Below are 10,917 nucleotides of genomic sequence, written 5' to 3'. Positions count from 1 at the left end.
CTGGAGGCTGGAGGCTGGAGGCTGGAGGCTGGAGGCTGGAGGCTGGAGGCTGGAGGCTGGAGGCTGGAGGCTGGAGGCTGGAGGCTGGAGGCTGGTTCAAACCGCAAAGACGCCAAGCACGCAAAGTCGATCGAGGGCTTTCGATGGCCAGCCCGAATCACGCGTGGTCGAAGACAACGGCTGACTGGTCGCAAAAGACTGCAACCGAAGTCTTCTTTCCTTCGCGTCCTTCGGGCCTTGGCGGTTCACCCTCCTCCCGCGGAACCCCGCTCGGCGAGGCGCTCGAAGGCGAGCACGGAGAGGATGCCGAGGAGACAGGCGACGAGGGTGCCGATCAGCAGCGGGTCGCCGTGGTAGGCGCCGGGGAGGACGTTGCTCTCGGCGATGATCTTGTGCGGGGTGAGACCGTCGGCGCTCAACACCACCTGGCCATCGGCGCCGCGCAGCCAGTCGACCGGGTTGCGCCAGGGGTAGATCTTGTTGAGCGAGCCGACGAGAAAGCCGGTGAGCAGCGCCAGGGTCTGGGCGTGGAAACGATGGAAGGTCCAGGAGAGCAGTCGAGAGAGGGTCATCAGCCCGACCACGCAGCCGAGCGCGAACACCCCGAGCACCAGCAGCCGCTCGGGACTGTAGTCGACCAGCAGCCCCTTGAGGGTGTCGTGAATGATGAACTGGTACATGCCGAGCAGGAGCAGCATGAAGCTCCCCGAGATCCCCGGCAGGATCAGCGCCGAGATGGCGATGACGCCGCAGCAGAAGACGAACCACAGCGCCTCCGAGCCCTGCGCCGGGGTGAGCACGGTGAGCGCGTAGGCGAACGCCGCGCCGAGCACGAGCAACCCCAGCCCGGTGGCATCCCAGCGCTCGATGCGTCGGGCCATGTGCAGGATGGAGGCGAGGATCAGGCCGAAGAAGAATCCCCACACCAGCGGCGGATGGTGCTCGAGCAGCCAGGAGACGGTGAACAGCCCGGTGAGCAGGCCGACGACCATGCCGGCGAGCAGGAGCGTCAAGAAGTTGCCGTCGATCGCCCGCCATACACCCGCCACCCCTTCGCGGCGAGCAACCCCGATCAGTCCCGGACCGACGGCCCGGATCGCCTCGATCAACCGTTCGTAGATCCCGCTGACGAAGGCGATGGTGCCGCCAGAGACCCCGGGGATGATCTCGGCCACCCCCATCGCCGCGCCACGCAGCACCACCCCGGCGCGCCCGATGTCGGTCGCCGGCGGATTGCGCATCGCCCCGCTCACAGCTTGAAGCGCTCCAGCCGTTCCTGGAGCTGCGCGGCGAGTCGCGCCAGCTCGGTGCTTGCCGCCGCGACCTGCGTCGATCCGGTGGCGCTCTCCTCGACCACGTCGGAGATGGTGTGGACGTTGCGGTTGATCTCCTCGGCCACGGTCGCCTGTTGCTCGGCGGCGCTGGCGATCTGGGTGTTCATGTCGTTGATGGTGGTGATCGAGCCGTTGATGGTGCGCAACGACTCACCGGCGCGGCGTGCCTGCTCGACGGTCTGCTGGGCCATCGCGCGCCCCTTGTCCATCACCTCGACGGCGCCGTTGGCGCCGCTCTGCACCCGCTCGATCTTCTGCTGGATGTCCTCGGTGGAGCGCTGGGTGCGATTGGCGAGGGTGCGCACCTCGTCGGCGACCACCGCGAAGCCGCGCCCGGCCTCGCCGGCACGCGCCGCCTCGATCGCGGCGTTGAGCGCAAGCAGGTTGGTCTGCTCGGCGACGCCGCGAATGACATCGAGGACATCGCCGATCTCGCGACTGTCCTGGGAGAGTCGACCGACCACCTGGGCCGAGGATTCGAGCTCCTGGGCCATGGCCTCGACCGCGGCGATCGCCTGCTCGACCACCTCGCCGCCGGTATCGGCCTCGCGGTTGGTCGCGCGCGCTGCATCGGCGGCCTCGCCGGCATGACGCGCGACCTGCTCGACGGTGGTGGTCATCTGGTTGATCGCCGCGGCCACCTGCCCGGTCTCGGTCTGCTGGCGGGCGATCTGCTCGCGCGCCTGGGCGCTGGCGGCCGACAGCTCCTCGGCGGAGGTCGCCACCTGATTGCCCACCGAGGCGACCTCGCGCAGCAGGCGACGCATGTTCTCGACCATCACCGAGAAGGCGGCGAGGAGGCTGGTGGTATCGCCCTTGCGCAGGGTGATGCGGGCACCGAGATCGCCCTCGGCGACCTGGTTGACGACGGCGAGCGCATAGGCCGGCTCACCACCGAGACGGCGCAGCACGTCGCGGGTGATGAACAGCCCGAGAGCGATCGACAGCACCAGCCCGATGCTCATCAGGATAGAGCTCACCATCACGGTATGCTCCGAGGCATCGATCGCCTCGGTGACGGCATCGTTGGCGAAGCGGTTGTTGATCATCACCATGGACTCGACCATGGCACCGAGCCGGTCGGAGATCGGGATCATCTCCTGGACCTGATGCATGTACGCGTCGCGCACCTCGTCATAGACCGCCTGCGCGTCGACACCTTGACGCTGTGGCGCCTCGAGCATCCGCCGCATCAGCGTGTCGAGCTTGCGGTAGATCGCCCGCCAGGCATCGTACTCGGCGTTGAAGGCGGCAAAGATGGCAACCTCGTCCTCGGTCTTCTCGAGCGCGGCGTAGCGCTCGAGGACCGTCTCGACCTCACGCCAGGAGGCCTCGCGCTGGCGCAGCACCTGCTCGAGCAGCTTGCGCGTGCCCTCTGTCCAGTCGGCGTGCATCTGCGCCTCCAGCGACTGGCCACGGATCTGCACCCGCTGATAGTTGAGATGATTGAGCGCGATGATCGCTGGCAGTCGCACCTGACCGATGCGCACCACATCGGTCCGCATGGTGTGCTCACCCTGGATGGCCCTGAGTCCGATGGTCAGGACGATTGCTGCCACCAGCAGGAAGCCGACGAGTAGCTTGGTCTTGAGTGAGATCTTGTCCAGCATGCACGCTCCGGGTCGGGAAGACTGGCCGCTTATTGTGACACATCTCAGGTGTGTGTCATTCAGCCAATTTACAGCACAAAACGCTGATCCCTTTCGCTATTTCCCCGCACGGTCAACGCAACCGCGCCCCGAAGCGGCGAATCAACACAGCGGCAGCTGCTGCTGAGTGGTCTCACGCACCATCGCGCAACCGCACCCCGCCCCCGCCAGGGTGCGATTGCGACCGGCACGTTTGGCGGCATAGAGGGCCTCGTCGGCCTGGGTGTAGAGTTGGTCGAGATCCATCCCCGGGCGGTGGGTCGCCACACCGATACTGGCACAGACCCCGACACGCACCCCCTCGGCGGTCTCGGACGAGCAGTGCTCGATGGCCAGGCGGACGCGCTCGGCACACTCCATGGCATGCGTCAGGTCGGTCCCCGGGAGCAGGATCACGAACTCGTCGCCCCCCATGCGCACGCACAGGTCGGAGGCACGTGTCGCCGAACGCAGCCCCTTGGCCACGGCCTGGAGCAGCCGATCCCCCTCGGGATGACCGAACTGGTCATTGATACGCTTGAAGCCGTCGAGATCGAGCACCAGCATCGACAGCGGTCGCGACTGGCGCACCGCATCGGCCAACCAATGCGCCCCTTCACGAAACAGTGCGATCCGGTTGCCCAGCCCGGTGAGCGGGTCGGACTCGAGCTGGGTGAGCACGGTCTGATAGGCCAGGGCATTCTTCAACGCCGGGGCGGCGAGCCCGAGCAGCGCCTCGATCCGCTCCTGCTCGAGCTCCGAGAACCGTCGTCCGCGCATCAGCACCAGCCGGCCCATCTCGCCCCCCCCCAGGGAGAGGTCATATTCCAGGCGGTGACGGTCCGGCTGTCCGCCCTCGAAGGCCAGCCCCTCGGCGGCATTGAGATATTCCCAGCCGCTGTGACAGACCAGATCGAAGAGGAAGCGGTTGAGTATCGTCAGCACCCGATCGAGGTCGAGCGAGGCGGTGATCGCCTGCAGGAATGCGACCGGATCGACACTCTTCGGCTCCGGCTGGGTGACCGTCTCGGACGAGGAGACAAGGGTGAGATGCGGCGTATCGGCTTGACTGATCGAACTCACGGTGGCGCGCCCCTGTAATCGTTGTTTGTCTAGTAGCTAGCGAAAATCACGCCACAAAATAATCGCCTTGAAAAACAACAACTAAAGCAAACCACCTAATAGACCTCAAGCAGCAAGACAAAATCTTGACGCCCATTGACCGCAGCGCATCCGGATGCCCTGACGCGGATTCGTCGAAAAATCGACACCCGTTCTCGCCGGCGCGCATGGGCACCGCAAGCGTGTCTTCTATCGATATGGGGAAGGTCCGGAAAGGACGCCCGCCGCACCGGGGAAGCGAACGAGCGTCCTGAAATCCGGCAAGGCGTTATTACTGGCCGAGACGCTCGGGGATTTCGTCCCAACCCGACTTGATGGTGCGGAGCAGACCCGAAACCTCGTCGAGCGCCTCGGGTTCGTTGCGCGCGTTGCCCTCGAGCAGGCGACGCGACATGTAGCTGTAGAGGGCATCAAGGTTCTCGGCCAGCTCGCCGCCCTTGTCTTGATCGAGAGCGGCGCGCAACGACTCGATGATGTTGATCGCCTTGCTCAGCTGTTCGCCCTTGGTCTGCAGATTGCCGTGCGTCATCGCGCCGCGGGCCACGGCGATCCGCTCGATCGCGCCCTCGAACAGCATCTGGATCAGACGATGCGGACTGGCAACCGCAACCTCTGCCAAAGGTCCAGCCTGACGGTACTGGTTGAGTTCCTTACGCATCGCATACATGGTATCGGCCACTCCCGACGAATAGTTGCAATTTTTAGAGAGTGATCAGCGAATCGGATCAGGCCTCTTCGGTCAACCCGATGCCGCTGATGCCGGTGCCATCGCGCATCTGCGCCATCAGCTTCAAGGCATGTTCCGGCGGTATCTGGCGAATCACTTCGTTGCGCTCGGCATCCTTCACCGTGACCACGACCTGACCGGAGCCATCGTCGAGGCTGAATTCCAGCGCACGCTGGTTCGCCTGCAGGTAGTCGTTGATCGACTCGACCACCTGCTCGAGCATCAGGGTCGAACTCTTTTCCTCCCCCTCTGCCGGTTGGCGTTGCGCCTCGGCCTGGCCGGTCCGCTGCTGTTCCTCCAGCGGGTTGCCGCCCGTCACGGTCTCCACACCACCCGACGACGCCTTCTGCTCACTGGCCTTTGCCGCCTGTTGACGGTCACCGCGAGCCGCCGTCCCGACCTCATCCTGCGGATGCGTCGGCTGTGAGCGGATCATCACGCCTGCTGGAGCTTGGGTCGATTCAATCATCACTGTCTCCCCGGTTCCCTGCAGCAGGACGCAGCAATCGTAGATGCCTGCCCGGTACGGCTTCCCCTGCCTCCCGGTCGCGTCGCGGGTGCCACCCTAAAGGGTCTGACTCCCGTTGCAGACCTTCGCCAAAGGTCTGCTTAGCTGACACCATGGATAACGGCACCCCTGCTGTTTTCTTTAACCTGACCATGCAATCTTTTCTCACCGTCAGTTCTGCGCCGTATTGGGCAAGCGGTCGACAAGCCCCTCGAGCTGGCTGCCAGTGGACTGGAAGGTACTGACGATGGACTCCATTGCGATGAACTGCGACAGCAGCCTGGCCTCGACACCCTCCATGCGTCGATCGAGTGTCTCGCGCTCTTCCCCGAGCTCGGTCAGTTGATCCTGGATGTTCTCCTTGCGCATCTCGATCGTCCCGGAGCTGCTGAGGAACCCATCGACCAGCCGGCTCAGTTCGCCGGCGAAACCGCGCGAGAAGGAGATATCGAAGGCGCCCTGGCTGCTCGCACCGGCGGCCACGCTGAAGTTCAGACCGTAGGCGGGCGAATCGAGCGCGGGCAGCAACTGATTGCCGGCACCGAAGCCCTCCACGCCATTGATGGTGCCGGCGACATCGATCCCGGCGGTCCCGGTCAAGCCGGTGTGCACACCGAGATCGGCCATCGACGCACTGGCCTCGGTGAAGGCCACCGTGGAGACCGAGCCGTACTCGCGGGAGACGAAGCTGAAGCTGTCGGTGGCGTCGTCGTAGAGCACATCGACCTTGGTGCCGGTCGCCTTGAGTCTCTCGTCGCTGTTGATCAGCGACTGCAGATCGCTGCGCAGCTGCTCGGTGGAGTCGTAGGTGCCGCTGAGGGCGATCGTTCCGGACTCGATACCGTCGACCGCCACCTTGAAGCTGTAGCCACCGCCGGAGGTGTCGAGCGCGGTGGTGAAGGTCTCGGTGGCGCCGTCGAAATCGGCCTGGGTGATGGCATCGGCGAGCAGCTCGCCGCGGGTCGGGTCCTGGGTGATCTCGACCTCGAAGCTGCCGGCATCGACCCGCCCGGCGAAGGAGCCCAGGTTGACCGAGACGGCGCTGTTCATCGAGGCCGTCTTCAGCGCGAAGAGGTCCTCCACCAGCTGGAAGTTGTTGCTGAAGGCTGCGCTGAACTCGGCTTCCTTGCCGAACTCGTCTTTCGCGATCGACAGCGACCCATCGCGTTCGGTGCGGATCCCCAGGTTGGTCAGCGCGGTGAAGCCGCCCTCGAGTCCCTGTACCTCGCCGCCGACGAGTTTGCGCAGACGATCAATCATGGCGCGCGCCGTGCCGTCGCTGGCAAGGTCGCCACGCGACAGCGCGCCGTTCTCGTCGCGCACCAGCTCGCCGGCGTCGTCACGGGCATAGCCGATCAGGCCCTGGGCGGTCGTCTGGAAGTTGTTGTAGGCATCGACGAAGTCGCGCACGGCCTGCTCGGCGAGACTCTTGTCCTCGCTGATCGAGAAGGTCAGCGACTCGCCGGGACTCGCCTTGTTGAGGGTGAAGTTGAAGCCCTCGATGACATCATCGATGTCGTTGCTCTCGCGCGAGACCTGCAAGCCGTTGATGCGCAGCAGCGCATCACTGCCCTGCTGGACCTCGGTGACATTGGCATGGTTGGCGGCGTTGAAGGCGAAGTCGTCGAGGCTGGCGTCATCGCCGCTGATCTCCAGCGCGTTGGCCGCGCCCGAGGGGGCGGTCAGCATCAGCTGGTACTGGTCGTCGACCTTGAGTACCGAGGCCTGGATGCCGCTGTTCTGCTCGTTGATCTTGGCGGCGATGGCGTCGAGCGAGTCGCTCGCATCGATACTGACGGTCAGCGCCTCGCGCTCGTCGTTGGCGGTGAAGCTCGAGGGCGCATCGCTGCCGTCATAGGTCCATTCACCGAAGCGCACGGTCAGCTCGCCCGACTTGCCGAGCGCGCTGTCGCGCTCGCTCTGAGCGCCCATGGTCAACGACTGGGCGCGGGCGATGTCCTCGACCTCGATCTGGTAGCTACCGGTCTGGGCACCGACGGCAACGCTGTTGGCGGTGATGACATTGGTGTCGGGGATGGCGACCGAGCGGGCGTTGAACAGGTCGTTGCCCGCCAGCGAGCCGAGACTGTCCTGCAATTCGCTGAGCGCGCTGCTGAGCTTGCCATAGCCCGAGATCTCGGCCTGCAGCCGCTCCTCGCGCGAGGAGATGCGCTGCTCGACCGGAGCGCGCTCGACCTCGACGAGCTGTGAGACCAGGCTGGTGATATCGATCCCCGAACCGGCCCCCAGACTGGAAATGATGTTGTCGGCCATGTTCGTCGCTCCTCACACGCTCACGCCTGGTCGTTGAAGATCAGCCCCGCCAACCCCTCGACATACTGCGCGAACTTCAGGGTCTCCTCGCTGGGGATCTGCCGGATCAACTCCTCGGTCTCGGCATCCACGACTCGGATCACGGTGCGATCGGCCTCTTTGTCGAGTTCGAAGTTGAGCATCCGGCGCGAGCCGCCAAACATCTCGTTGAGTCGCTCGACGGCCTGATCGAGCTGCTCCCTGGAGGCCTCCTCACGCTCGGCAGAGGTCTCTGCGCCGGTGGGATCCTGGGCTCGCGCCCGCGTCTGCTGTTCGGTCGCGAGCGCGCCGGGGGCGCGCTCGAGCCGTTCGTTGGATTGCCGCTCCGCGGCGCTCGTTCCGGTGTCGCGCTCGGAGCGCGACGGCGCCGGTGAGGGCTGCTGGATCGGAGTGATATTGCTTAGAGTATAGGATTCACTGGCCATCGGTCTTGCCTCCCTCGGCTCGACCGGGTCGCCCCCCGGTCAGGGGGCGACCCGTTTCCTAGCGGCCGGGACCGGCGGTTACTGCAGCAGCGAGAGGACCTGCTGCGGCGCCGAGTTGGCCTGGGCCAGCATCGCCGTACCTGCCTGCTGCAGCACCTGGGCCCGGGACAGTGCCGCGGTCTCCGCCGCGAAGTCGGCATCCTGGATTCGCGACCGCGAGGCCGAGGCGTTCTGCGAGATGCTGCTCAGGTTGCTGATAGTGAAGTCCAGCCGGTTGTTCACCGCACCGAGGTCGGAGCGCACGTCGTCGACCCGCTCGAGGGCGTTGTCGATTGCCGTCAGCGCCTTGTTGGCTCCCTCGACCGTCGAGATGTCGATGCTCGAGAGCGCCTGACCATCCTCGCCGCCACCGAAGTTACCGACCCCCAGCCCGGAGTAGCTCAGGTTAGTATCGGTACCGCGACCGACCTCGATCTCCTTGTCCGAGTGCAGGGTGAACTCGCCGACGTAGGTGCTGGCACCCGTGTTGAAGCCGGCGTTGGCGCCGTTGGCCAGGTTGGCGATGATGTTCCGACCATCCTCGGCGACCAGCTGCACACCGCCACCGTTGGCGGTGCCGTCCTCGCCGGTGTCGACCGCGGTCACGCCGGTCTGATCGGAGATGGCGTTGATCGCACTCACCAGGGACTGACGGTTGGCACTCGTGTTCGAGGCACCCGCCAGGGTGGTGAAGCCGGTGATGCTGACACCGTTGATGGTCCCCGAAACCGCCGCGGAAGCGGTTGCCTGTGCCGTCGAGTTGTCGGCCCGGTTCTGGTTCACCGTCGCGGTCACGCCGGTCTGGTCGGAGACCAGGTTGACGGCCGCGGCCTTGGAGATGGCGCTGTAGGCATTGCCTGCCGAGGATGCGGTGTCGTCGGTCGCGTAGGACGGCCCCACGGAGACGCCGTTGATGAACACGTTACCAGCAGTCATCGCAAAAGTAGTGTCATTGAGGTTCGACGACACCTGGGTCTGGGTGCCGGTATAGTCGCCCTCCATGAAGCCGGCATCGGCGGCCTTACCAGTCGCGCCCGACTCGATCTTGATCGGCTCGCTGCCCTCGGAGACCAGGGTCACCGTGCCGGTAGTGATCGAGCCATTGTTGGAAGCACCAGCCAGGCCCAAACCGGTATTGGCTGCAGTCAGATCACCCGAGGTATTGTGCAGTGCGATATTGCGCCCGTCTTCGGCGAGTAGCGTAATGCCACCATTGTCTGTCCCCGTATCGATTGCAGTGACACCAGTCTGTTCGGACTTCAGGTTGATCGCCTCGACGATCGAGGAGCGTGTGGTCGCGGCATCGGCCGTAGTGTTGAGGGTGATCGAGACACCATTGAGGGTGATCGCACCGCTGGCCGTGCCGGCGGTCATCGCGGTGCCACCGAGCTGTGTGTCGCCGACGATCGCGGTGACGCCTGTCTGGTCGCTCTTCTCGTTGATCGCCGCTGCGGTAGCGATCGCGCTCGCGCTCTTGGCTTCAGCCGAAGCCGTGTCCGCTGCAGCGGTTGCACCACCGATCGAGATACCGTTGATCACCAAGTCACCGGTTCCGAGCCCCTTGACAGCGGTAGTCGATGTAGCAAAAGCGGCACTGGCCACGCCAGCACCACTGCCGGTCCGGCTGAAGGAGCCAACACCAGCGGATTCAGCCACGCCGAGCGAGTCGGCGTCGATCTGACCGATGTTCACACTGATCGTCTGCCCGCCATCGGGACCGATCTGCAGGTTGACCTCACCGAGCGACCCGTCCATCAGGTTCAGGCCGTTGAAGTTGGTGCTGGTGGAGATACGGTCGAGCTCCTGGACGAGCTGCTGGACCTCGTTGTTGAGCGTCGAGCGGTTGCCGCTGGTGTAGGTGCCGTTGGCCGACTGTACCGACAGCTCGCGCATCCGCTGGAGGATGTTGCTGCTCTCGTTGAGCGCGCCCTCGGCGGTCTGCACCAGGGAGATACCGTCGTTGGCGTTACGCACGGCTTGGTCGAGACCACGCACCTGCGAGGTCAGACGGCTGACGATTGCCGAACCGGCGGCGTCGTCCTTGGCGGAGTTGATGCGCAGACCGCTGCTCAGTCGCTCCATCGCCTGGCTCTGTTCGGCCTGGGACTTCGACAGATTCTGCTGTGCGTTCAGCGACATGATGTTGGAATTGATGACCATTGCCATGGCTGCTCTCCTGTTGGTCTCGAACCGGCGGGCTGTTCAGCAACAGCGGTCTGCCGTCAATATCGAACTGTGCTTCGTTGAAGTTAACGGCCGGGCATGGCGATCGCTTTAATTCTGTTTTCACAACCCTCGGCCCCGGCCCGCGAGCAGGCTGTCCAGCGAGGATGTCCTCGCTCCGTCTGCCTCAGGCATGAATAACGGTCCAATCGCAGAAAGCTGAAATCTGCCAAGGAAACAATCGTGAACCAGGTCACAGGAGAGCCCCCACACAACTCGAGCCATCATTTGTCCCAGAAGCGGCGTACACGACGACTCATAGGACAGCAGGGGGCTCTTCAGGCCAGACACCAGCGCCGCCACATCGAGCGGAAGGCCGTCTCGATCCGCGCCACCAGCCCCTGCTCGTCGCGCCAGGGGCTCGCCTCCAGCTCCGCGCGCAGCCCGGCGCGGATCCGCGCCAGCGCCTCCAAGTCCGCAGCCAGCGCCACCGCCCGCTCGACATACCCCGCCTCGTCCGTGGCGATCCACTCCGGGCGCCCCATCCCGCTGAGTACCGTCGTCCCGATCCGACCCACGCTCGGGCGCTCGGCCAGGGTCACGAAGGGCACGCCCATATGGAGCGACTCCATCAGCGTCGTCCCCGAGCAGTGCGGGA

10 protein-coding genes are annotated in these 10,917 nt (G+C 65.0%); 1 reads left to right on the top strand and 9 read right to left on the bottom strand.

What is annotated here, in order from left to right; all coding sequences use genetic code 11:
* Window positions 1-184, top strand: a 184-nt coding sequence (locus EDC29_RS17405; protein ID WP_207906554.1) for a hypothetical protein, incomplete at its 5' end; no start/stop codon positions are given.
* A 61-nt stretch (window positions 185-245) separates the two neighbouring features.
* Here the strand turns inward: EDC29_RS17405 and EDC29_RS17055 are convergent.
* From EDC29_RS17055 to EDC29_RS17015, 9 genes are all read right to left on the bottom strand, one after another.
* Window positions 246-1,253 carry a DUF368 domain-containing protein gene (locus EDC29_RS17055; RefSeq protein ID WP_243695660.1) on the bottom strand — a complete coding sequence of 336 codons (1,008 nt, stop codon included), beginning with the start codon at window positions 1,251-1,253 and terminating at the stop codon, window positions 246-248.
* Entirely contained in the window at window positions 1,250-2,944 is a 1,695-nt protein-coding gene (locus tag EDC29_RS17050; protein WP_123141073.1) for a methyl-accepting chemotaxis protein, read from the bottom strand. Before EDC29_RS17050 ends, EDC29_RS17055 begins: the two co-directional genes overlap by 4 nt.
* A gap of 141 nt (window positions 2,945-3,085) precedes the next feature.
* A complete protein-coding gene (locus tag EDC29_RS17045; protein WP_123141074.1) occupies window positions 3,086-4,045 on the bottom strand; it encodes a GGDEF domain-containing protein in 960 nt (319 codons plus the stop codon).
* Between the two features lie 310 nt (window positions 4,046-4,355).
* The gene (gene fliS / locus EDC29_RS17040) at window positions 4,356-4,751 is read right to left on the bottom strand and encodes a flagellar export chaperone FliS (RefSeq protein ID WP_123141075.1); all 396 of its coding nucleotides are present in this window, start codon (window positions 4,749-4,751) and stop codon (window positions 4,356-4,358) included.
* A gap of 58 nt (window positions 4,752-4,809) precedes the next feature.
* The gene (locus EDC29_RS17035) at window positions 4,810-5,280 is read right to left on the bottom strand and encodes a flagellar protein FlaG (protein ID WP_223806114.1); all 471 of its coding nucleotides are present in this window, start codon (window positions 5,278-5,280) and stop codon (window positions 4,810-4,812) included.
* 210 nt (window positions 5,281-5,490) lie between these two features.
* Window positions 5,491-7,593: a flagellar filament capping protein FliD gene (gene fliD, locus EDC29_RS17030; protein WP_123141077.1), complete on the bottom strand. Its 2,103-nt coding sequence runs from the start codon at window positions 7,591-7,593 to the stop codon at window positions 5,491-5,493.
* A gap of 20 nt (window positions 7,594-7,613) precedes the next feature.
* The gene (locus tag EDC29_RS17025; RefSeq protein ID WP_132230681.1) at window positions 7,614-8,057 is read right to left on the bottom strand and encodes a flagellar protein FlaG; all 444 of its coding nucleotides are present in this window, start codon (window positions 8,055-8,057) and stop codon (window positions 7,614-7,616) included.
* Window positions 8,058-8,135: 78 nt separating this feature from the next.
* The gene (locus EDC29_RS17020; RefSeq protein ID WP_132230680.1) at window positions 8,136-10,262 is read right to left on the bottom strand and encodes a flagellin N-terminal helical domain-containing protein; all 2,127 of its coding nucleotides are present in this window, start codon (window positions 10,260-10,262) and stop codon (window positions 8,136-8,138) included.
* A 335-nt stretch (window positions 10,263-10,597) separates the two neighbouring features.
* The coding region (locus EDC29_RS17015) for an O-linked N-acetylglucosamine transferase family protein (RefSeq protein ID WP_481822767.1) at window positions 10,598-10,917 on the bottom strand (320 nt) is incomplete at its 5' end.

This window comes from Marichromatium gracile, from assembly GCF_004343155.1.
GTDB lineage: Bacteria > Pseudomonadota > Gammaproteobacteria > Chromatiales > Chromatiaceae > Marichromatium > Marichromatium gracile.
Note: the sequence above shows the minus strand (reverse complement) of the source record. Positions and strands in the feature narration are given on the sequence as shown.